The sequence below is a fragment of the Salinispora cortesiana genome (assembly GCF_000484695.1).
GTDB classification, from domain to species: Bacteria; Actinomycetota; Actinomycetes; order Mycobacteriales; family Micromonosporaceae; genus Micromonospora; species Micromonospora cortesiana.
Map to the genome: position 1 here is coordinate 22,408 of NZ_AXVR01000043.1, position 20,549 is coordinate 42,956.

23 protein-coding genes are annotated in these 20,549 nt (G+C 71.6%); 16 read left to right on the forward strand and 7 right to left on the reverse strand.

Annotation, left to right across the window (positions count from 1 at the left end):
- The first annotated feature begins 4 nt into the window (after positions 1-4).
- Both K228_RS0117815 and K228_RS0117820 read left to right on the forward strand, forming a co-directional pair.
- Positions 5-1,120, forward strand: a complete 1,116-nt coding sequence (locus tag K228_RS0117815) for a cystathionine gamma-lyase (protein ID WP_025619660.1) — start codon at positions 5-7, stop codon at positions 1,118-1,120.
- A gap of 101 nt (positions 1,121-1,221) precedes the next feature.
- Positions 1,222-2,229: an ROK family protein gene (locus tag K228_RS0117820; RefSeq protein ID WP_025619661.1), complete on the forward strand. Its 1,008-nt coding sequence runs from the start codon at positions 1,222-1,224 to the stop codon at positions 2,227-2,229.
- Positions 2,230-2,293: 64 nt separating this feature from the next.
- Here K228_RS0117820 and K228_RS0117825 read toward each other — a convergent pair whose 3' ends face one another.
- Both K228_RS0117825 and K228_RS0117830 read right to left on the reverse strand, forming a co-directional pair.
- Positions 2,294-2,494 (reverse strand): DUF397 domain-containing protein, encoded by a 201-nt coding sequence (locus K228_RS0117825; protein WP_025619662.1) that lies wholly within the window; start codon positions 2,492-2,494, stop codon positions 2,294-2,296.
- Between the two features lie 4 nt (positions 2,495-2,498).
- Positions 2,499-3,344, reverse strand: a complete 846-nt coding sequence (locus K228_RS0117830; protein ID WP_025619663.1) for a helix-turn-helix domain-containing protein — start codon at positions 3,342-3,344, stop codon at positions 2,499-2,501.
- 229 nt (positions 3,345-3,573) lie between these two features.
- On the opposite strand from K228_RS0117830, the gene K228_RS0117835 reads away from it, so the two are divergent.
- Together K228_RS0117835 and K228_RS0117840 are read left to right on the forward strand one after the other, a co-directional pair.
- The gene (locus K228_RS0117835) at positions 3,574-3,849 is read left to right on the forward strand and encodes a hypothetical protein (protein ID WP_025619664.1); all 276 of its coding nucleotides are present in this window, start codon (positions 3,574-3,576) and stop codon (positions 3,847-3,849) included.
- A gap of 226 nt (positions 3,850-4,075) precedes the next feature.
- Positions 4,076-5,182 (forward strand): D-alanine--D-alanine ligase family protein, encoded by a 1,107-nt coding sequence (locus K228_RS0117840; RefSeq protein WP_025619665.1) that lies wholly within the window; start codon positions 4,076-4,078, stop codon positions 5,180-5,182.
- 63 nt (positions 5,183-5,245) lie between these two features.
- Here the strand turns inward: K228_RS0117840 and K228_RS0117845 are convergent, their stop codons facing one another.
- Both K228_RS0117845 and K228_RS0117850 read right to left on the reverse strand, forming a co-directional pair.
- On the reverse strand, positions 5,246-5,935 hold the full coding sequence (locus K228_RS0117845; protein ID WP_025619666.1) for a DUF3515 family protein: 690 nt from the start codon (positions 5,933-5,935) through the stop codon (positions 5,246-5,248).
- Positions 5,936-6,169 carry an Lrp/AsnC ligand binding domain-containing protein gene (locus K228_RS0117850; RefSeq protein ID WP_018218919.1) on the reverse strand — a complete coding sequence of 78 codons (234 nt, stop codon included), beginning with the start codon at positions 6,167-6,169 and terminating at the stop codon, positions 5,936-5,938. It lies immediately after the preceding gene.
- A gap of 96 nt (positions 6,170-6,265) precedes the next feature.
- Between K228_RS0117850 and K228_RS0117855 the strand changes: the two genes are divergently transcribed.
- Both K228_RS0117855 and K228_RS0117860 read left to right on the forward strand, forming a co-directional pair.
- On the forward strand, positions 6,266-7,219 hold the full coding sequence (locus tag K228_RS0117855; protein ID WP_025619667.1) for a thiamine-phosphate kinase: 954 nt from the start codon (positions 6,266-6,268) through the stop codon (positions 7,217-7,219).
- Between the two features lie 29 nt (positions 7,220-7,248).
- Positions 7,249-7,716: a GNAT family N-acetyltransferase gene (locus K228_RS0117860; RefSeq protein ID WP_025619668.1), complete on the forward strand. Its 468-nt coding sequence runs from the start codon at positions 7,249-7,251 to the stop codon at positions 7,714-7,716.
- A gap of 117 nt (positions 7,717-7,833) precedes the next feature.
- Here the strand turns inward: K228_RS0117860 and rpmB are convergent, their stop codons facing one another.
- Complete coding sequence (gene rpmB, locus K228_RS0117865; RefSeq protein WP_011905179.1) at positions 7,834-8,025, reverse strand: 50S ribosomal protein L28; 192 nt, start codon at positions 8,023-8,025, stop codon at positions 7,834-7,836.
- A gap of 207 nt (positions 8,026-8,232) precedes the next feature.
- Here rpmB and K228_RS0117870 point away from each other — a divergent pair, with 207 nt between their 5' ends.
- Together K228_RS0117870 and recG are read left to right on the forward strand one after the other, a co-directional pair.
- Positions 8,233-9,873: a DAK2 domain-containing protein gene (locus K228_RS0117870; protein WP_025619669.1), complete on the forward strand. Its 1,641-nt coding sequence runs from the start codon at positions 8,233-8,235 to the stop codon at positions 9,871-9,873.
- The gene (recG, locus tag K228_RS0117875; protein WP_025619670.1) at positions 9,870-12,071 is read left to right on the forward strand and encodes an ATP-dependent DNA helicase RecG; all 2,202 of its coding nucleotides are present in this window, start codon (positions 9,870-9,872) and stop codon (positions 12,069-12,071) included. Before K228_RS0117870 ends, recG begins: the two co-directional genes overlap by 4 nt.
- 134 nt (positions 12,072-12,205) lie before the next feature.
- On the opposite strand, the gene K228_RS0117880 is transcribed toward recG, so the two are convergent.
- Positions 12,206-13,393: a hypothetical protein gene (locus tag K228_RS0117880; protein ID WP_025619671.1), complete on the reverse strand. Its 1,188-nt coding sequence runs from the start codon at positions 13,391-13,393 to the stop codon at positions 12,206-12,208.
- Between the two features lie 337 nt (positions 13,394-13,730).
- Here K228_RS0117880 and rsmD point away from each other — a divergent pair, with 337 nt between their 5' ends.
- From rsmD to mutM, 8 genes are all read left to right on the forward strand, one after another.
- Complete coding sequence (rsmD, locus tag K228_RS0117885; RefSeq protein ID WP_025619672.1) at positions 13,731-14,294, forward strand: 16S rRNA (guanine(966)-N(2))-methyltransferase RsmD; 564 nt, start codon at positions 13,731-13,733, stop codon at positions 14,292-14,294.
- Positions 14,291-14,779, forward strand: coding sequence for a pantetheine-phosphate adenylyltransferase (gene coaD, locus K228_RS0117890; RefSeq protein ID WP_025619673.1), 489 nt, complete (start codon positions 14,291-14,293; stop codon positions 14,777-14,779). Before rsmD ends, coaD begins: the two co-directional genes overlap by 4 nt.
- A 212-nt stretch (positions 14,780-14,991) precedes the next feature.
- Entirely contained in the window at positions 14,992-15,489 is a 498-nt protein-coding gene (locus tag K228_RS0117895) for an SPFH domain-containing protein (protein WP_025619674.1), read from the forward strand.
- 146 nt (positions 15,490-15,635) lie between these two features.
- The gene (locus K228_RS0117900; RefSeq protein WP_025619675.1) at positions 15,636-16,199 is read left to right on the forward strand and encodes a YceD family protein; all 564 of its coding nucleotides are present in this window, start codon (positions 15,636-15,638) and stop codon (positions 16,197-16,199) included.
- Between the two features lie 5 nt (positions 16,200-16,204).
- Entirely contained in the window at positions 16,205-16,378 is a 174-nt protein-coding gene (gene rpmF, locus K228_RS0117905) for a 50S ribosomal protein L32 (protein ID WP_012181392.1), read from the forward strand.
- Positions 16,379-16,492: 114 nt separating this feature from the next.
- On the forward strand, positions 16,493-17,473 hold the full coding sequence (locus tag K228_RS0117910) for a fatty acid synthesis plsX protein (protein WP_025619676.1): 981 nt from the start codon (positions 16,493-16,495) through the stop codon (positions 17,471-17,473).
- Entirely contained in the window at positions 17,470-18,237 is a 768-nt protein-coding gene (gene rnc / locus K228_RS0117915) for a ribonuclease III (RefSeq protein ID WP_025619677.1), read from the forward strand. Before K228_RS0117910 ends, rnc begins: the two co-directional genes overlap by 4 nt.
- On the forward strand, positions 18,230-19,093 hold the full coding sequence (gene mutM, locus K228_RS0117920; protein ID WP_025619678.1) for a bifunctional DNA-formamidopyrimidine glycosylase/DNA-(apurinic or apyrimidinic site) lyase: 864 nt from the start codon (positions 18,230-18,232) through the stop codon (positions 19,091-19,093). The genes rnc and mutM overlap by 8 nt, the downstream gene beginning before the upstream one ends.
- Before the next feature lie 84 nt (positions 19,094-19,177).
- Here the strand turns inward: mutM and K228_RS0117925 are convergent.
- Positions 19,178-20,549, reverse strand: a 1,372-nt coding sequence (locus K228_RS0117925; protein WP_025619679.1) for a CAP domain-containing protein, incomplete at its 5' end; no start/stop codon positions are given.

Here is a 20,549-nt window from a genome sequence, read left to right on the forward strand (position 1 = left end):
GGCGGTGCTGGCCGACCGCGACGGAACCCGCTGTGTCCGCGCCGGGCTGCCGGAGCCCGTACCCGGGGAGCCGTTCCTGCCCGGCCCGGTCTTTGCCGCGCCGTACCACCTCGACCCGTGGGCCGGGCCGGCGGGCACGCCGAACGGCTACGGTCGGTCGGACAATCCGACCCGGCGGCGGTTGGAGGCGGCGATTGGTGAGCTGGAGGGGGGCGACTGCCGGGTCTTCGCCAGCGGCCAGGCGGCGATCACCGGGCTGCTGCTGAGTGTGTTGCGCCCCGGCGACACGGTGCTGCTCCCCGCCGACGGCTACTTCTCGGTGCGGGCATTCGCGACCGAGACCCTGGCCGGCATCGGGGTACGGGTGCTCCTCGCGCCGACCGCCGGGCCGTATCCGGACCTCGCCGGCGTACGTCTGGTGTTGGTGGAGACCCCGGCGAACCCGGGCCTCGACGTCGTTGACCTGCCCGCGTTGGCGGCGCGGGCGCGGGCGGCTGGGGCCTTGCTGGTGGTGGACAACACCACCGCGACCCCCCTTGGGCAGCGTCCGTTGGAACTCGGCGCCGACCTGGTGGTGGCCTCCGGTACGAAGGCGCTCACCGGCCACTCGGACCTGCTGCTCGGCTATGTCGGTACCCGGTCGGCCGAGTTGCTCGCGGCGGTGACCCGGTGGCGGGACCACACCGGGGCGGTCCCGGGCGCCTTCGACGCCTGGCTGGCGCACCGATCCCTGGCCACCCTCGACCTGCGGCTGGCCCGGCAGACCGCGAACGCCGCGGCCCTCGCGGGGTTGCTGGCGAAGCAACCGGGAGTGACCGGGCTGCGCTGGCCGGGCCGGCCGGAGGACCCGGCCTACCCGGTGGCGGTGGCGCAGCTGCGCCGGATGCCGGGGGTGCTCTCGTTTGATCTCGGCGACGCCGACCGCGTCGCCCGCTTCGTCGCCGCGGCCCGGCTGGTGTCGGCGGCCACCTCGTTTGGCGGGCTGCACACCACGGCCGACCGGCGGGCCCAGTGGGGTGACGACACGCCGCCCGGCTTCGTCCGGCTCTCCTGCGGCGTCGAGGACACCGCCGACCTGGTAGCTGACGTGGCTGCCGCGCTGCGGGTCGTTGACGGCTGACCACTGCCGGTTTGCCGATGGCGGGTCACCGGCGCGGGAACTAGCCTCACGTCATCGTCTCCGGAGTGGGAGGGCGGAACGTGGGCAGCGCGGCAACGCCGGTGGTCGTTGGTCTGGACAACGGCGGCACCAGCAACAACGCCACTGTGCTGACGGTGGATGGACGCTTCCTCGTGGATGGGTTGCTCGAGAGCCCGAGCGAGGTCCAGGCCGGTCCACAGGCAGCGATCGAGGCCCTCGCGGATGCCTTTACCGGGGCATTGGCGTCGGTCGGTGTAACTCGGGATCTGGTCCGGGCGGTGGGGCTGGACACCCCCGGTCCGGCCAGCGCCGCCGGGGTGATCTCCTCGCGTGGTTCGACCAACTTCTCCCAGCCGCAGTGGCGGGGCTACGACGTGCGGGGTGCGCTTCAGCAGCGGCTCGGCCTGCCGGTGGTGTATCTCAACGATGGCAACGCCGCCGCCCTGTACGCGCACCAATCGCACTTTGGCGCGGACGCGGCGCATCGCTCGTCGGTCTCCGTGGTGGTCGGTACCGGCCTCGGTGGCGGGCTGGTCGAAGGAGGGCGGGTGATCGCCGGTGCGGCCGGCATGGCGGGGGAGTTGGGGCACGTGCAGCTACCACTGACCGGCCTGCTCGGCCCCGGCCAGCCGGATCCGGTCTGTGGCTGTGGGTTCGTCGGGGACGCGGAGAGCGTCGCGTCGCTGACCGGGATCGCCCGTAACCTGCTGCCGTACTGGCTGACCCGGTTTCCCGGGCATCCGCTGGCCACCGAGCCGCTGGCGCGGGCGGCGAAGCTGGTCCGCGGGCTTGGTGAGCGGGGTGACCCGCTGGCCCGGGAGATCTTCACCCAGCAGGCGAAGGCGATCGGCCGGCTGTTCACCCTCGTGGCGAATCTGGCTGATCCGCATGCGTACTTCGTCGGTGGGGGCGTGGTGGAGGCGGCTCCGGAGTTTCGCGACTGGTTCCTCGCCACCGTCCGCGAGCACACCGTGCTGCGGAAGGAACAGGCGGCGGCGACGTTTGCGCTGGTGCCGGAGCGGGACATGGCCGGGGCTCGCGGGGTGGCCCTCGCGGCGCTGCGGGTGTCGTCGGCACCGGGGCGATGACGGGTGGCCGGAGCTGGCTTCCGGTGGTCGGGCGACGGTGGGACCGGTACCGCCGCCCGACCGGTCACCGGCGGGGTGGCGCGGCGGCGAAGGTCGTCCAGGCTGCGGGGGTGAAGAGCAGCGCCGGCCCGCCTCGGTCCTTCGAGTCGCGCACGCCCACCGCCTGTGGCAGCGCCGCGACCTCGACGCACGCCCCCTCGTCTCCGCTGTGGCTGCTGGTGTGCCAGTGGGCCCGGGTCAGCTCCGCGCCGATCGTCGGGGTCATTGTCCTACCGTCCCTCCATGAGGTGCCGAAGCTGGTCCTGGCTGTCTGCCGGGCTGAGGGCCACGCTCCGCAGGTGTTCCATGATCTTGGTGCAGGTGCGGAGGTCGCCGGGGCGGTCGAGGACCATCTGGCCGGCGACCGTCTCCACCGAGGCGATGAAGGGGTCTTCGGGGTCCGCGAACTCCAGGATGTGTAGCGAGCCGCGGGTGCCACGGTGGTAGCCGGCGGCCAGTGGGATCACCTGGACGGTGACGTTGGGCAACTCGCTTGCCTTCAGGAGGTGGCCCAGCTGCGCCGCCATCACCGTCCGGTCGCCCACCGGTCGCAGTAGGGCGCCTTCGTCGATGATGGCGTCGAGGATCGGCGGGTGTGGTGCGGTGAGCCGCTGTTGTCGGTCGAGCCGGAGCTGGACTCGCTGCTCGACCTCGTCATCAGTCAGGGTGTGCGGGCCGCCCCGCATCACTCCGCGGATGTAGTCGGCGGTCTGGAGCAGGCCGGGCACCACGGAGGGCTCGAAGTTGGCGATCGCGGTGGCCTCGGCCTCCAGCGCGATGAAGTCGATGGTGCGTCGGTCGAGAAGGTACGAGTAGGAGACCCACCAGCCGGGCTTGCGTGCGTCCTTGGCGAGCTGCGTTGCGGCCGCGATCTCGTCTGGTGCGACCCCGTAAACGGTCAGGAGCGCGCGGACGACCGCCGGGCTCACCAGCGTCTGCGCGTTCTCGTAGCGGGACAGGGTGCTGCGGGTGCTGCTGATTTCGTCCGCCGCGGCCTCCAGGGTGAGGCCGGCGGCCTCCCGGTGCATGCGCAGGGCGATGCCCAGCCGACGGGCGCGGGCGGTTTTCGGGGCCATGTATCGATCCTTGCACATCTTTGGGAGGCGGTAAATGAGAGAACGTGGGTGAGAGTTGCATTCACGGCTGTCGCAGTGTCACCCTGTTGCAAGGTCCTCGCTGACGGTTGTCGTGGCGACGGTGGCGGCGAGCGACTCGGAGGGATGAGGCACGCGGTGGTCGGGTTACCTCCCCCGGACCCGGTTGCCGCGTGCCGCCCCGATGGCTCGCCGTTCGGAGGGACTCGACATGCGAACTGCCCAGCTGCCCCGACAGGGCCGCAGCGCCACCGATTCCGGCCCGGTGGCGCTGAACCGGTTCCTGGTGGTGCTCACCGATGTGCGCGCCCAGGACTGTGGTCGGGACGAACGGGCCAGCCCGGAGCGGCGTCGGCAGGTGGTGGGCGCGAGTAGCCGGGAGGCGGCCGAGCGCATCGCGGGAGCGTTCATGGCGCTGGGCATGGTGCGGGCGGGTCGGCAGCGGGTCAAACTGATCGCGATCGGCCGGCGGCGCGGTCGCCGATAGTCGACGGCCCGGCGGGCTGCCGGAAACCGGCGGGGGCCGTCTCCTTCCTGCCCAGCTAAACCGACACATCCCCACAATCCGGTTACCCACCGTATTGTGGGGCGGCTAGTTGCTCGGCCCGCGCGTTCTCAATGGGGTATCGCCCGCCGGCGTTCGCCACGCACAGTAAGGTCACCAAGGTGAGCGCCCCGGCAGATGCGACGAGCCGACGAAGAGGTGAGGGCCAGTGACCACCCCAGGCAAGACCCGCGTGGCGGTCGTGTTCGGCGGACGTAGCCCGGAGCACGGCATTTCCTGTGTTAGCGCCGGCAGCGTGCTGGCGGCGCTCGACCCCGACGAGTACGAGGTTGTGCCGGTCGGGATCAGCCGCGCCGGCCAGTGGGTGTTGACCGGAGGTGATCCGGATCAGCTCGCGATCGATGCCCGGCGGTTGCCGGAGATCACCGCGGAGTGCGGGGACGCCATCATGCTGAACGCTGACCCGAGCAACAGGGGGCTGCTGGTGCTCGACGCGGCCGCGGGGCCCCGGGCCCTCGCCGACGTGGACGTGGTGTTTCCGGTCCTGCACGGAGCGTACGGGGAGGACGGCAGTATCCAGGGAATGCTGGAGATGGCCGGCATCCCATACGTCGGGGCGAACGTCTTCGCCTCCGCCGCCGCCATGGACAAGGAGTTCACCAAGAAGCTCTGCGCCGCCGAGGGGATTCCGGTGGGCCCGTACGCGGTGCTGCGCAGCGGCATGACCTTGACCGAGCAGGAGAAGCAGCGCCTCGGCCTGCCGGTCTTCATCAAGCCCTCCCGGGCCGGCTCGTCCTTCGGGATCACCAAGATCAGCGACTGGGCGGACCTGGACGACGCGGTCGCCACTGCCCGGGAGATCGACACCAAGGTCCTCGTCGAGGGCGCGGTCGTCGGCCGCGAGATCGAATGCGGGGTGCTGGAAGGCGAGGCCGGTGGGGCGCCGGAAGCGTCCGTGCTCGCCGAGATCCGGGTGGTCGGGGAGCGCGACTTCTACGACTTCGAGGCGAAGTATATCGACGCTGATCTCTCATCCGAGCACGACATCCCCGCCGACCTGCCGGAGCGGGTGACCCGTCAGGTCCAGGAGTACGCGGTCCGCGCCTTCACCGCGCTCGACTGCGCGGGGCTGGCCCGGGCCGACTTCTTCATCACCCCCGAGCTGGATGTCTACCTCAACGAGGTAAACACGATGCCCGGCTTCACCCCGTCGTCGATGTTCCCGCGGATGTGGGCGGCCGCCGGTCTGGAGTACCCGAAGCTGATCAACCGGCTCATCCGGACCGCCCTGCATCGTGGGGGCGGCCTGCGTTGAGCCGGCTCGCCGCCACGCTTCGGGTTGCCGGTCCGGAGCGCGGCGGCGGCCCGTTGGCCGGGTCTACCCGGGGCGGCAGCCCGTCGGAGCGTCGTCGACGGAGGGGACCGTAGCGATGATCGTCTCCGAGATGGGGGAGACCCACTGGAGCGGCTGGTCGTAATCGTCGGGCACCCGGACCGTGACCGTCGTCTCCCGGTCGACGGTGCTCAGCACGGTACTGCCCGCCGCCTCGCTGCCGTACCAGCAGACCCGGTTGACCAACCAGAGCTTGTCGGTGTCGGCGAAGGTCGGTGCCGCGTCGCCGCAGGCCACAGTGAGGGCTGGGTCACCGTACGCGGCGTTCTGCTCGGGACCGGCGGTGACCGGACGCTGCGGCAGCTCCCGGATCGTCGGCGGAAGCTGGGAGAGCAGGGCGCGACAGACGGTGGCGGGACGCTCGGCCAGGGCCGGAGCGGCCATCTCCACCGCGGCGGTCGACAGCGGTGTGGGGGTCGTCGCCGAATTCGGCTCGGCTTCCAGCTGGTCCGGGGCGAACTGGTTGAACGCCAGGACGCCGGCCAGCACGGTCGCCGGGAGCGCGACCGCCGTCGCGATCAGGGCCGCGCCGCGGTTGGAGCGGTCCCGGCCGCCCTCCGGGGACCCGTCGGCGCCGTCGGTGGCCGCCTGGCGGGCAGTGGTGTCGTCCCCGGGGGCGGGTGCGTCGTGGCGGGCAGTGGTGGTGGTATCGGATGAGTCGGGCAGCCTGCTCACTTAGAGACGCACCACCGAACAGGTGAGGGTGCGGGTGATTCCGGGCACCATCTGCACCTTGCTGACGATGAGGTCGCCGAGTTCGTCCACGGTCGGTGCCTCACAGAGCAGCACCACGTCGTAGGGCCCGGTGACGGCGTCGACGCGGACAACGCCGGTAATCTTCGCGATCTGACCGGCCACGTCACGTGCCTGGCCGACCTCTGTCTGGATGAGTATGTACGCCTGTACCACGTTCGACCTCCCTCCGTCGCCGCTGAATAAGCGGCCCGAAGGGAGAAAATACCCTACCGACCAGGCCGGATTCCGATCGGCGGAGAAGGAGAAGCGGTGAGCGAACGCGGCAACGGCGTCGTGGGGCTGGGGGAGTTCGGTCTGATCGACCGAGTAACCGCTCGGTTGTCGTACGGACCGACCGTCCTGCTCGGCCCGGGGGACGACGCGGCGGTGGTGGCCGCCGCGGACGCCCGGGTTGTCGCCTCCACCGACGTGCTGGTGGAGGGGCGGCACTTTCGCCGGGACTGGTCCGCGGCGCAGGACATCGGCCACCGGGCAGCCGCGGCGAACCTCGCCGACATCGCGGCGATGGGTGCGCGCGCGACTGCCCTGCTGGTCGCCCTCTGCATGCCACCGGAGCTGCCGCCCGGGTGGGCGGAGGAGCTCGCCGACGGCCTGGCCGCGGAGGCCGCCATCGTGGGGGCCAGCGTGGTGGGCGGGGACATGTCGTCGAGTCCCACCCTGACCATCGCGGTGACCGCACTCGGTGATCTCGGCGGCCGGGCGCCGGTGACCCGGGCCGGGGCCCAGCCCGGCGACATTGTGGCTCTCGCCGGTCGGACCGGGTACGCGGCGGCCGGCCTCACCGTCCTGTCCCGAGGCTTCCGGACACCGCGGCTGCTGGTCGAGGCGCACCGACGACCCGAGGTGCCGTACCAGGCCGGACCGGCGGCGGCCACGGCCGGGGCGACCGCGATGATCGACGTCTCAGACGGGCTCCTCGCCGACCTGGGGCATGTGTCCCAGGCGAGCGGGGTGGCGGTGGATGTGCGGCGGGACGCCTTCGCGGTGCCCCGGCAGATGCGCGACGCGGCCCAGGCGCTCGGCGTTGACCCGTACACCTGGTTGTTGACCGGCGGGGACGACCACGCCCTCGCGGCGACCTTCCCCCCGACGGCGGCGTTGCCGGCGGGTTGGCAGCCGATCGGTGAGGTCACCGCTGGCTCCGGGGTGACTGTTGACCATCGGCCGTGGGAGGGCCCCGCCGGCTGGGACCACTTCCGGTAGGCACACCGGGACGGTCGTACCCTGCACTGGTGCGGAACCTGAAGATTTACCCCACCCGATTCGACTCGCCGACGGCACAGCGGCTGATCAAGGCGGCCCTCGCCGACCTGGGCGTGCGATACGGCGGCAGCGGCGACGAGACTCCGGTGGACGCCGCCGAGTTCGAGCCGCCCGGCGGGACCTTCCTCATCGCCCACCTCGACGGCGAGTCGGTGGCCTGTGGCGGCTGGCGCAGCCACGGTGGGTCGGTCGAGACAGCCGAGCTGAAGCGGATGTATGTGGCACCACACGCCCGGGGGCGGGGCGTGGCCCGAGCGGTCCTGGCGGCGGTGGAACAGTCCGCGCGCGAGCAGGGCCGTCAGCGGATTGTCCTGGAGTGCGGCGATCGGCAGCCCGAGGCGCTCGCGCTGTACCGTTCATCCGGCTACGCGCAGATCCCGAACTTTGGCTTCTACAAGGATGCCCCGGGCTGCGTCTCGTTCGGCCGTACGCTCTGAACCCGCGCTCCGCTCGGGAGGCGCGGCCCAGGCTTCGCACGGGTGGCGCCCGGCCCAGCAACGCAAAACCGGCGGACCCCAACGGGTCCGCCGGCTCGGTCGGGCTGGGTTCCCGCGTCAGGCGCGGGTGACCTTGCCGGCCTTGATGCAGGACGTGCAGACCTTCAGCTTCTTGGTGTTGCCACCACCGGCCGGGGTGCGCACCGACTGGATGTTCGGGTTCCAGCGGCGGTTGGTCCGCCGGTGCGAGTGGGACACGTTGTGGCCGAAGCCCGGCCCCTTACCACAGACGTCGCACACGCTAGCCACGGGATACTCCTGGGATTGATCCGTTCATGAGGTCGTCACCAGGCGCTGCCCGGGCAACCTGGCCAGGTTACCCGATGCCTGCTGGCGGTGCCCAACCCCCCTCCGACCCACCGGCCCGGCGCGGATTCGCCCCGGCCCTGCGGGGACACGCCCGGCGCGCGTCGCCGGACCAGACGCGGGTCGGAGCGCGCCAGTAGGCTACTTCCCGTGCTGGACACCCTCGATGCCGCCGCGGTCCGCCGTTGGTGCGCGGATGGGCTGGTCGCGTTGAAGCGCCACCAGGGCGAGATCGACCACCTCAATGTCTACCCGGTGCCCGACGGTGATACCGGCACCAACCTGGTGCTCACCCTCACCTCGGCGCAGCAGGCGTTGGCGATGGAGCTGGACACGCTGCCGGACGACGGACCCACCCCGCACGGGCAGGCACTCCGGCTGATGGCCCGGGGCGCGTTGCTCGGTGCCCGGGGCAACTCGGGGGTGATCCTGGCGCAGATCCTGCGCGGCTTTGCTGACGCGCTGGCCGCGGTTCCGGTGGTGCGGGGCCGGGCGCTGGCCACCGCCCTGCGCGCCGCCGCCACCGCCGCCTACGCCGCCGTCGCCGCTCCGGTCGAGGGGACGCTGCTCAGCGTGGCCGCCGCCGCGGCGCGTGCCGCCGAGCGGGCCGGCCGGGACGAGCTGGGCACTGTGGTCCGGGCCGCGGCCGACGAGGCCGCCCAGGCCCTCGGCCGAACGCCCCAGCAGCTACCGGCGTTGGCCCGTGCCAGCGTGGTTGACGCCGGTGGGCGGGGCCTCTGTCTGCTGCTCGACGCCTTGGTCGAGGTGGTCACCGGGGAGCGCCCGGCGCGTCCGGAACTAACCGGGGAGCGCCCGGAGCTCACCGACAGGTCGCTCCAGCTGCCGGCCGACGAATCCCGCGAGCGCAGCTGGTCGACGTACGCCTACGAGGTGCAGTACCTGCTCGACGCCGAGCCGGCGGCGGTGGCCCGGCTGCGTGAGGAGCTCGGTGCCCTGGGCGACTCGCTGGCGGTCGTCGGCGACGGCGCGGTCGGCACCTGGAACGTGCACGTGCACGTCGACGATGTCGGCGCGGCAATCGAGGCAGGAGTGGTCGCCGGTCGTCCGCATCGGATCGTGGTGACCCGCTTCGCCGACCTGCCCCGGTCGAGCGCCTCGCCGGATCCCGATCCGGCTCCGGACCGCCGGGCGGCGGTGGTGGTGGCCACCGGGGTTGGCATCGTCGAGCTCTGCACCGCGGCGGAGGCGACGGTGCTGGAGGGTGTCTCCTCCGCCGAGGAGCTGTTGACCGCGGTCCGTGCCACCGGCGCTGCCCACGTCGTGGTGCTGCCCAACGACCCGGACACCCGGGCGATGGTGAACGACGCGGCCCGGGCGGCGTCGCAGCTCGGCGTCAAGGTCAGCGTGGTCCCGACCCGGTCGCCGGTGCAGGCGCTCGCCGCGCTCGCCGTCCGGGACCCGGGTCGGCGCTTCGAGGACGACGTGATCGCGATGGCCGAGGCCGCCGGTGCCTGCCGGTACGCGGAGGTCTGCCACGCCAGCCGGGCGGCCCTGACCGTCGCCGGCCCCTGCCGGCCGGGAGACGTGCTCGCCCTGGTCGACGGTGAGGTGCACCTCATCGGGGCGGACCTGTTCGACACCTGTACCGCCGTGGTCGACCGGATGCTCGGCGGCGGTGGTGAGCTGGTGACCCTGCTGTTCGGGGCGGACGCCCCCGCCGGCCTGACCGAGGCGGTCCGTGAGCACGTGGTCCGCTCCTGGCCGTTCGTCGAGGTGCAGGTGTACCTGGGCGGGCAGCCGCACTACCCGCTCCTGGTGGGGGTCGAATGACCTCCGACCAGACCACCGTCGACACTCCGTTGGGTAAGTTGGTCGGGGCGAAGACGGCCAAGGCCCTGGCCACCCACCTCGACCTGCACACCGCGGGCGACCTGCTCTACCACGTCCCCCGCCGGTACGACGAGCGCGGTGAGCACACCGACATTCGGTCGCTTGATGTCGGTGAGCAGGTCACCGTGTTGGCCCAGGTGCAGCGTACCGCCGTACGTCCGATGCGCCAGCGCCGTGGAAATCTGCTGGAGGTGACGGTCGGCGACGGCTCGGGGGGCGCGTTGACCCTGACCTTCTTCGGTAACCAGGTCTGGCGTGAGCGGGATCTGCGCCCCGGCCGGTGGGGGCTGTTCGCCGGCAAGGTCACCGAGTTTCGGGGCCGCCGGCAGCTCAACGGCCCGGAGTACGTGCTTCTCGGCGCCGGTGACGAGGGTGAGGTGGCGGCCAGCGAGGAGGTCGAGGAGTTCGCGGGTGCGTTGATCCCGGTCTACCCGGCCGCCGCGGCGGTGCCGACGTGGGTGATCGCCCGGTGTGTGCGGGTCGTACTGGACACTGTCGACCCACCGGCGGATCCGGTACCGACTACCGTGCGGAGCGCTCGTAACCTGGTCGGCCTCGGCGTCGCCCTGCGCGAGGTGCACCGGCCCACCAGTAAGGAGGCGCTCTACCGGGCCCGCCGCCGGCTCAAGTGGGACGAGGCCTTCGCGGTGCAGCTCACCCTGGTGCGACGCAAGCGGCAGGCCGCCGACCGTCCAGCCCGACCACGACCCGGGGTGGACGGTGGTCTGCGGGACGCCTTCGACGCCCGCCTTCCCTACCAGCTGACCATCGGCCAACAGGAGGTCGGCACCGAGATCGCCACGGACCTGGCCACTGCCCACCCGATGCACCGGCTGCTGCAGGGCGAGGTCGGTTCCGGCAAGACGGTGGTCGCCCTGCGCGCGATGCTGCAGGTGGTGGACGCCGGTGGGCAGGCCGCGCTGCTGGCCCCGACCGAGGTGCTCGCCGCCCAGCACTACCGCGGCATCCTCGACCTGCTCGGGGCGCTGGGGCGGGCGGGCGAGCTGGACGCCGCCGAGCACGCCACGCGGGTGGAGCTGGTCACCGGATCGTTGGGTGCCGCGGCCCGCCGCCGGGCGCTGGGCGAGGTGCGCAGCGGCGCCGCCGGCATCGTGCTGGGCACGCACGCCCTGCTGTACGAGGGCGTCGACTTCGCCGACCTCGGTCTGGTGGTGGTGGACGAGCAGCACCGCTTCGGTGTCGAGCAGCGGGACGCGCTGCGGGCCAAGGCTCAGCAGCCGCCGCACGTGCTGGTCATGACGGCCACCCCGATTCCGCGTACGGTGGCCATGACCGTCTATGGAGATCTGGAGGTCTCCACCCTGTCGCAGCTGCCGCGGGGGCGTTCCCCGATCGCGTCGCATGTGGTTCCGGCCGCGGAGAAGCCGGCTTTCCTGGACCGGGCGTGGCGCCGGCTGCGGGAGGAGGTCACCGCCGGCCATCAGGCGTACGTGGTGTGCCCGCGCATCGGCGATGGTCCCTCCTCCGACGAGGAGGCGGCGCCGGCGGACGACGGTGCGCGGCGGCCACCGCTCGCGGTGACCGAGGTGGCGCCGCTGCTCGCCGAGGGGCCGCTGCATGGGCTGCGGATCGGGGTGCTGCACGGTCGGCTTCCCGCGGAGGAGAAGGACGCGGTGATGCGTTCGTTCGCCGCCGGTGAGCTCGATGTGCTGGTGGCCACCACCGTGGTCGAGGTCGGGGTGGACGTTCCCAACGCCACGGTGATGATCGTGCTGGACGCCGACCGGTTCGGGGTGTCCCAACTGCACCAGCTGCGCGGTCGGGTCGGCCGTGGCTCCGCGGCGGGGCTCTGCCTGCTGGTGACCGAGGCGGTGGAGGGCAGCTCGGCGCGGGAGCGGCTGGACGCGGTGGGGTCGACAACGGATGGTTTCAAGCTCGCCGAGCTCGATCTGGAGCAGCGCCGCGAGGGCGACGTGCTCGGCGCCACCCAATCTGGTCGCCGCTCGCACCTGCGGCTGCTGTCGCTGCTGCGGGACGCGGACCTGATCCGCGACGCCCGGACCGAGGCGATCAACCTGGTCGAGGAGGATCCGGAGCTGGTGCGCCATCCGGCGTTGGCGGCGTCGGTGGCGGCCCTGGTGGACGCGGACCGCGCCGAGTATCTGGAGAAGGGGTAGCCGCGCCAAAGCGGTGAGGCGCCGGGCGGGATCGGGTCTGCGGACGATCTGGTCGTGCTGCCCGGGCTGGCCCAACTACCAAGGGCGGGCCGACCAGCTGGTCGGCCCGCCCTCAGCGGTCAGTAACCCTTAGCTCAGGCGGTGAACCGGAGCTTGCGACGACGGGCCATGACGAACAGGCCGCCACCGACGGCCAGCAGCACGGCGGCGCCGGCGGCGATGCCGCCAGCCGCGGCACCGGTCAGCGGCAGGCTCGGCTCGCCGCCGCCCTCACCGGGGGTGCAGTCCGCGGGCTTCTCCCAGGCGATCGGCTTGGGGTCTTCGATGCCCTCGCCGCTCGGCGTGACGATCAGGCCCTCCTCGGCCGGGAAGGACACGGTGCCGCTCATGCCCGGCTCGACGGTCAGCGTCTGCGGCTCACCCTTGTTCGGGGTGAAGGTCGCGGTGGTGGTCTCGCCGTCCTCGGGGTTGTTGATCTCGAAGATCAGCTCGTCGCAGGTGGACTTGAAGGCGCCGGTCGGCTCGCCCGGCTTGACGCAGTTGTCGGCCGGCTCCGGATCACCCTCGAAGAGCGGGTCCTTGCTGCCGTTGACGGTCACCTTGATATCGGTCGCGTGCTCCGCCGGAACCTTCACCGTGGTGCTCTCACCGGGCTTGAGGCCTACCTTCTCGGTGAAGGCGCCGCCATTGGCTTCGACGGTGAACTTCGCCGGAGCGGTCGCGTCGTCGGCGTTGTTGAGGGTGACGTGGGCGACGCCCTCGCAGTCAGCCTGGATGCTCGCCGACGGGTTGGGGGCCGTCGGAGTCGGCGGCTCGGGGGTCGGCGTCGGAGCCGGCGGCTCGGAGGCCGACGGGCTCGGAGTCGGCTTCGGTGGCATGCAGGTGCTGCAGAACTTGACCTTGACCGGGCGCAGTCGGTCTTCGGCGAAACCGTTGTCCCACTCGACCCGGACGGCCAGCGACGCCTTGGTGACGTCGCCGTCCACCCGCTGGGTGGCGGTCAGCGTTTTCTTGACCGAGTGCGGGTACTTGTCGCCGTCGGTGACGGCGAGTTCGGGGATGGTGACCTTGGTGGCCTTCCCCCCGACGTAGGTCTTGGCGACCACCTCGACCAGCTTGAACTTCTTGACGTTCTTCGGGGTGCTTGCGCTCTCGACGTTCCAGGTGACAACCCACTCGCCGGCCTCGCACTTGGCCGTGCCCGTGACGTTGCTGTGGTGGGCGCTGGCGGGGGTGGCGAAGATCGCCACCCCGGTGAGACCGAGCAGTGTGCCAGCGGCGACGGCGCTGGCACGCCGGAATAGGGCATGGAGACGGTTCACGTCTGCTCCTGAATGAGGGATCGGACGACGTGCCGGGCGAAACGGGAGTTAGCGGCGATGTTGGCGTGGACCGCGGGCTCACGGCGCTCGCCTGGGCACAGGCTGCGCTCGCCAGAGCGGGCGCACAGATGGTGACTGTACTGGTTTGTGATCAATCTCGGGGGCCGAGATGAGGGGGTTCACATGATGTTGTCGATTCGTGATCATTGATTGGCGGAGGGTTGTCGAGTGATGACTGTCCGATGTGTGGGGTCAGGTGGCTTCTGGCCCGGTTCGGCCCGGAAGCGCTTGGCCCGGCACAGGTGACGTAGCGTCGCATCATGACCAGGAGCAGGCGTTGACGCGCATCGTGGCGGGCGCGTTCGGTGGACGCCGGATCACCGCCCCGCCCGGCGCCGGCACGCGGCCGACCTCCGACCGGGTCCGGGAGGCGCTGTTCAGTGCCCTTGAGGCGGCCGTCGACCTGACGGGAGTTCGCTTCGCCGACCTCTACGCCGGGTCCGGGGCGGTGGGGCTGGAGGCGCTCTCCCGGGGCGCCGCGCACGTGCTGCTGGTCGAGTCGAACCCGCGGGCCGCCCGGACGATCCGGGCGAACATGGCCGCCCTGCGGGCCGGTCCGGCTGCCCGCCTGGTAGCCGGGAAAGCCGCCACCGTGCTCGCCGCCGGCCCCGAAGGGGACCCGTACGACGTGATCTTCGCCGACCCGCCCTACCCGGTGTCGGAAGAGGAGGTCTCCGCCATGCTCGCCGCGCTCGTCGGCAACGGGTGGCTGGCGCCCGAGGCCCTCGTCGTGGTGGAGCGGTCGAGTCGCAGCGCCCCGGTCGGCTGGGTGCCAGGTGTCACCGGCGAGCGCAGCCGCCGGTACGGCGAAACCATTCTTTGGTACGGTCGCCGATCATGAGGCGTGCGGTCTGTCCCGGCTCGTTCGACCCGGTCACCAACGGTCATCTCGACATCATCGGCCGGGCCAGTCGGCTCTTCGATGAAGTGATCGTCGGAGTGTTGATTAACCAGTCGAAGACCGGTCTGTTCACCGTCGACGAGCGCATCGACATGCTCCGTGAGGTGATCTCGTCGTACGACAACGTTCGGGTGAAGTCGTTCCGTGGTCTGTTGGTGGACTTCTGTCATGCGCAACAGGCCAGTGTCCTGATCAAGGGGCTCCGGGCGGTCAGTGACTTCGACTACGAGTTGCAGATGGCCCAGATGAACATCGGTCTGGCCGGCGTGGAGACGCTCTTCATGCCGACCAACCCGCTCTACTCGTTTCTCTCCTCAAGTCTGGTCAAGGATGTGGCGAAGTGGGGCGGTGACATCTCCGCCCACGTGCCGGAGGTGGTCCGCGAAGCCCTGCTGGCGCGACTCGACCCGCCGTCGCGTCCCTAATCCGTCGTCGGTGTCCCGGTTTCGTCGTTGGCGTCCCGGTTCGGTGGTTGGTGTCGCGGTTCGGTCCGTGATGTCAACCCCTCCCGGCGACGCGCCGGGAGGGGGCATGATGCGCCGGTGGATGGCACAGCGCATCATGTGTGGGGGCGCCGAATCCAGGGTTCAACCCGCATCATTGAGATCGGCCGACGAACGACAGGAGTGAGGTACCAGTGGACCCGCTCGATCGCATCGACGAACTGATCACCATGGTGGAGCAGGCCCGCTCCGTGCCGATGTCCCGCAACAACTGCATGTTCGACCGGGGAGAGCTGATCGCCGTCCTCGACGAACTGCGCGCCGAGTTGCCCGCGGACCTGCGCCGGGCCGCCGCGTTGCTCGATGAGCGAGACAAGATCATGGAAGCCGGGAAGCGTGAGGCCGACCGGATCATCGCCGAGGGGGAGACGGAGCATGCCCGGCTCGTGTCGGTGAACGAGATCACCGTCTCAGCCGAGCACGAGGGGGCGCGGATTGTCGCCGAGGCGCGGGCCGAGGCGCAGCGGCTCCGGGACGAGGTGGACGACTACGTCGACACCGCGCTCGCCAACTTCGAGCAGTTCCTCACCCGAGCGCTCGCCTCGATCGAGCGGGGCCGGGACAAGATGCACGCGCTCCGGGAGATCGGCACGTTCAGCGGAGAAGAGGCCGAGCGGCCGTTGAACTTCTAGGGCCGGCCGCCAGAACCGCGGGATGGGCCGCGCCGGAACCGGCGCGGTACACCGCAGCTGTGGGGTGAGAACGCCCCCGGTTCGACGCTGCGGGGACCACCCAGGTAATCTCGGGTGTCGGCCCTCCTACCGGCCGGAGTCTAACTATGCCCAAGCACACGCCTGCACCACTCGACCCCAGGGCGCCGCTGGTCCTCGACACGAGAGACCTGCCGCGTCGCCCTGGCGCGTTGCGTACGGTCCGGCGGGTGGCGGCGGCACCGGCGGACCTCGGCGTGGAGTTGATCGGCGTGCCGGAGGGTGCTGACCTCGACCTCGACCTGAGGTTGGAGTCGGTATCCGAGGGGGTGCTTGTCTCCGGGACCATCAGTGGTCCCATCAAGGGCGAGTGCAGCCGCTGCCTGCGCGAGATCGACGACGTCGTGGCCGTCCCGGTCCAGGAGCTGTACGCGTACGAGAACAGCACCACGGACATGACGGCCGACGAGGACGAGGTGGGCCGGATGCAGGGCGATCTGATCGACCTGGAGCCGGTGCTGCGGGACGCGGTGGTGTTGACGCTGCCGACCAACCCGCTCTGCCGGGAGGACTGCCCAGGCCTGTGCCCCGACTGTGGGGTGGGCTGGGCCGAGCTGCCGGCCGATCACAGCCACCAGCAGGTCGACCCACGTTGGGCGGCCCTGTCGCAACTGACCCGTAAAGAGGAGTAAGAACCGTGGCCGTCCCCAAGCGCAAGATGTCGCGCAGCAACACCCGGTCCCGTCGGGCGCAGTGGAAGACCGCGGCGGTTGCGACCGTGGCCTGCCCGCAGTGCAAGTCCGCCAAGCTGCCGCACGCCGCCTGCTCCGTCTGCGGCACCTACAACGGCCGTCAGGTCCTTGAGGTCTGACCTGGACGACGAGTGACGCCCCCGACCTCTGGTCGGGCGGCGCGTGCGCCCCGGCGCTCGCCCGATGTCCCGGCTCCCATCGCCGCCGGCTGGCCTGTTCCGGTCGAGGTACCGGTGGAGTCGGGCATCGTGCGGATCGCCGTCGACCTCCTCGGCGGGGACGACGCTCCCGCCGTCGTGGTTGACGGCGCTCTGCGGGCCGTCCGTGCCGACCCCGACCTACACGTCCTGCTCATCGGCCCGCCCGAAGCACTCGGCGAGCTGACCGCCGCCCTCGATCCGGCGCAGCGCGCCCGGATCGAGATTCGCCCCGCTGAGCGGGGAGACCACGCCACCGCGCGAGCCAACTCCACCGTTGGCGCCGCCGTGGACGCCGTCCGTGACGGCACCGCCGACGCGTTGGTCTCCGCCGGCTCGACCGGTGCCACCGTCACCGCCGCCGCCCTCGGTCTTGGCCGCTGGCCCAACGTCCGGCAGCCGGCCCTGGCCGCCACCCTGCCCGGGGTGAACGGCCCGGTGGTCCTCCTTGACGTCGGCGGCTCATTGGAGCCCCGTCCGGCTACCCTCGCCCGGCACGCGGCGCTCGGTGCCGCGTACGCCGCCGTCACGCACGCGCTCGAGTCGCCGCGGGTCGGGCTGCTCTCGATCGGCACCGAGCCCGGGAAGGGCGACCGCGCGCGACGGCTGGCCGATCCCGCCCTCGCCACGGCGCCGCTGCCCTGCGCCGCTCGCTACGTCGGGCTGGTCGAGGGGTACGACGTTGCGTCCGGCGCGCGCGCCGATGTGGTGGTTACTGATGGATTCACCGGTAACGTGCTGCTCAAGGCGATCGAGGGCGCGTACGCGCTGACCGGTGGCCCACCGGCCGGCGGCCGGGCTCCCCGGGCCGCTGCCCTGCTCGGCGTCGGTGGCACGGTGGTGGTGTGCCACGGTGCTGCCCACGGAGGGGACATCGCCTCGGGTATCGCGTTGGCCGCCCACCTGGCCCGACGTGGGGCCGCCGACCAGGTCCGTGCGCTCCTCTCCGATATCGGCGCGGAAGCTTACCCGGACCGTTACGACCGCATCACCGACACCGAGGTACGCACATCATGAGCATCGACAAGCATCGGCGGCCGGCCGTCGGACACCTGGAGGCGGCGTTCGGCGTGACGCTGGACCCGGAGCTGCTGGAGCGGGCGCTGACCCACCGCTCGTACGCGTACGAGAACGGCGGTCTGCCCACCAACGAGCGGCTGGAGTTTCTCGGCGACTCGGTGCTCGGCGTGGTGATCACCACCGCGTTGTTCCACAACCATCCCGACCTGCCCGAGGGGCAGCTGGCGAAGCTGCGTGCCAGCGTGGTCAACATGCGGGCCCTCGCCGAGGTGGCCCGCGGTCTGGGGCCTACCGGCCTCGGCCCGTACCTGCTGCTCGGCAAGGGGGAGGAGAGCACCGGCGGGCGGGACAAGGCGAGCATCCTCGCCGACACGCTGGAGGCGCTGCTTGGTGCGATCTATCTCGAGAGCGGCCTGGAGACCGTGGCGAGCGTCATCCACCATCTCTTCGACCCGCTGATGGCCGAGTCGGCCGGGCGGGGCGCGGCGCTGGACTGGAAGACCAGCCTGCAGGAGTTGACCGCCGCCCAGGGGCTGGGTGTCCCGGAGTACCGGATCGAGGGCACCGGGCCAGACCACCTGAAGACCTTCACCGCCTGGGTGGTGGTGGCGGGCCGGCGTTACGGCGGCGCGGAGGGGCGGAGCAAGAAGGAGGCCGAGCAGCGGGCCGCCGAAGCGGCCTGGCGGACGCTGACCGAGCAGGCGGAGCAGTCGGAGCAGGAGCCGGCCAGCGCCGGCAGCGGGGCGGCCGGCAGTGCCTGAGCTGCCGGAGGTCGAGACCGTCCGGCAGGGGCTGGCGCAGTGGGTGATCGGGCGGCGGATCGCCGAGGTGCAGGTGCTGCACCCGCGCGCGGTGCGCCGACACCCGGCCGGCGCCGCCCACTTCGCGGACGTGCTCGTCTCGACGACGGTCCGGGACGTGCGGCGGCGCGGAAAGTATCTGTGGCTACCGCTGGACAGCGGCGATGCGGTGATCGGGCACCTCGGTATGTCGGGGCAGTTGCTCCTGCAGCCGGCTGCGGCACCGGACGAACCCCACCTCCGGGTCCGGTTCCGGTTCGCTGATGACGGACCCGAGTTGCGCTTCGTCGACCAGCGGACGTTCGGCGGGTTGTCGGTCAGCGCCGGGGGTGCGGAACTACCCATGGAGATCGCCCACATCGCCCGGGACCCGCTGGACCCGGAGTTCTCCGACGCCACCTTCGTCGCGGCGCTACGCCGCCGCCGTACCGAGATCAAGCGGGCTCTGCTGGACCAGACGCTACTCTCCGGCGTGGGCAACATCTACGCCGATGAGGCCCTCTGGCGGGCTCGGTTGCACGGTGCTCGGCCCGCCGACGGGCTGTCCGGCCCGGCCGCACTGCGCCTGCTCGGGCACGTCCGGGACGTGCTCGGCGAGGCGATCAAGGAGGGCGGAACGAGCTTCGACGCCCTGTACGTCAACGTCAACGGCGAGAGCGGCTACTTTGACCGGGCGCTGAACGTGTATGGGCGGGCGGACCAGCCGTGCCGGCGGTGCGGTGCGCCGGTGCGCCGCGAGGCGTTCATGAACCGCTCGTCGTTCAGCTGTCCGCGCTGCCAGCCGCGGCCCCGTGGGCCGGCACCGACTCGCCGCTGAACCGAAAGTGCCCGGTCGAGGTACGCCGTTCGGCGTTGCTCAACCGGGCACCCGGGTGGGGATGGGGCGGACGACGACCCGTGGTCAACGGGGCGCGGCGAAGACCTGCGTCCAGTAGGGTCCGTTGCTGCTCGCGATGCCGACCCCGATCTCGGTGAAGGAGCAGTTCAGGATGTTCGCCTTGTGGCCGGGGCTGTTCATCCAGGCCTTCATCACCGCAGCCGGCGACTGCTGGTTCCAGGCGACGTTCTCCCCATAGGTGCGCCACTGGTAGCCGACATCGTCGAGTCGGTCGCCGGGGCTACTGCCGTTGCTGCCGTCGTGCGACATCTTCTTGTTGTCGGCCTGGTCCTGGCTGTGCCGCTGGGCGGCGGTCATCAGCTTGTCGTCGATGCTCAACGCCGCGCAGCCGGCCGCCTCGCGCTCGACGTTGGCCAGGCGAACCACCTCGGCGGCGTCTTCGCTGACGTCTCCGTTGGCGGGCGTGGTGGTGGTGTTGCTGGTGGGGGGCGTGGTGGTACGGCTCGGGGCGGGCCGGGAGGTGGCGGTGGAGCGCGACGCCGTCGGGCTTGGCTTGCGACTCGGCGTGACCGACGGCGACGGTGTGGGCGACGTCGTGGTCGGCGTGGCGCTGGGGCTGGCCGAGGTCGGCGTCGCGCTGGGGAGCGTGCTCTCCTCGATCGGGTTCGTCGCCACGATGTCGTCGATGGCCGAGGTGGGGCGGGCCGTACCGCCACCGGAGAGGGTGACGGCGCCGACCCCGAGACTCACCACCAGCGTGGCTGCCGCCGCGGCTCCGCCGATGAGCAGTGGTCGTCTGATCCGACGTCCGGGCCGATCCTCGCCGGCTGGCAGGTCACCGGCTGGTGTGGCATCCACGACGGGCGGCATGCTGGTCGTCGGTTCGTCGGCGTACCAGCCGGCCGACTTCGGGGCCGGCCACTGGCCGGTGGGCTCCCCGTGTTGCCAGCTCGGGGGGGCTTGCCAGCCCTGCGTGGGCTGCTCGTGGTGGGGATCACCGGCGCGTCCGTGGCGCGGGTGATCCGCGGCTCCCCAGCCCCGGGCGGGCTCGCCGTCGGGCTGCCAGTGCGCGGTCGGCTGCTGCTGGTCCCACTCGTTGGCGGGCCGGTCCCACTGGTCAGTGGGCCGGTCCCATCGGTCGGCGGGTCGGTCCCACTCGTTGGCGGGCTGCCCCCATCGGTCGGTGGGCCGGTCCCACTCGTTGGCGGGCTGCCCCCATCGGTCGGTGGGCCGGTCCCACTCGTTGGCGGGCTGCCCCCATCGGTCGGCGGGCCGGTCCCACTGGCTGGTGGGCTGCTCCCATCGGTCGGCGGGCTGCTCCCGGCCACCGGAGGGGCTGTCCGGTTCGTCGCCGAACAGGTAGGCGGAGCGCGGCTCCGGGCGGTCTGTCGGCCATGCTGGTTCGTCGGCCGCCGGTTCGGGTTGCCGACGGCTA

Excerpts from the sequence above, each read along its gene's own strand:
- K228_RS0117830 (WP_025619663.1), bottom strand. The coding sequence starts at position 3,344 with ATGGCCCCGAAAACCGCCCGCGCCCGTCGGCTGGGCATCGCCCTGCGC.
- coaD (WP_025619673.1), top strand. The coding sequence starts at position 14,291 with ATGAGGCGTGCGGTCTGTCCCGGCTCGTTCGACCCGGTCACCAACGGT.
- K228_RS0117835 (WP_025619664.1), top strand. The coding sequence starts at position 3,574 with ATGCGAACTGCCCAGCTGCCCCGACAGGGCCGCAGCGCCACCGATTCC.
- K228_RS0117825 (WP_025619662.1), bottom strand. The coding sequence starts at position 2,494 with ATGACCCCGACGATCGGCGCGGAGCTGACCCGGGCCCACTGGCACACC.
- recG (WP_025619670.1), top strand. The coding sequence starts at position 9,870 with ATGACCTCCGACCAGACCACCGTCGACACTCCGTTGGGTAAGTTGGTC.
- K228_RS0117900 (WP_025619675.1), top strand. The coding sequence starts at position 15,636 with ATGCCCAAGCACACGCCTGCACCACTCGACCCCAGGGCGCCGCTGGTC.
- rnc (WP_025619677.1), top strand. The coding sequence starts at position 17,470 with ATGAGCATCGACAAGCATCGGCGGCCGGCCGTCGGACACCTGGAGGCG.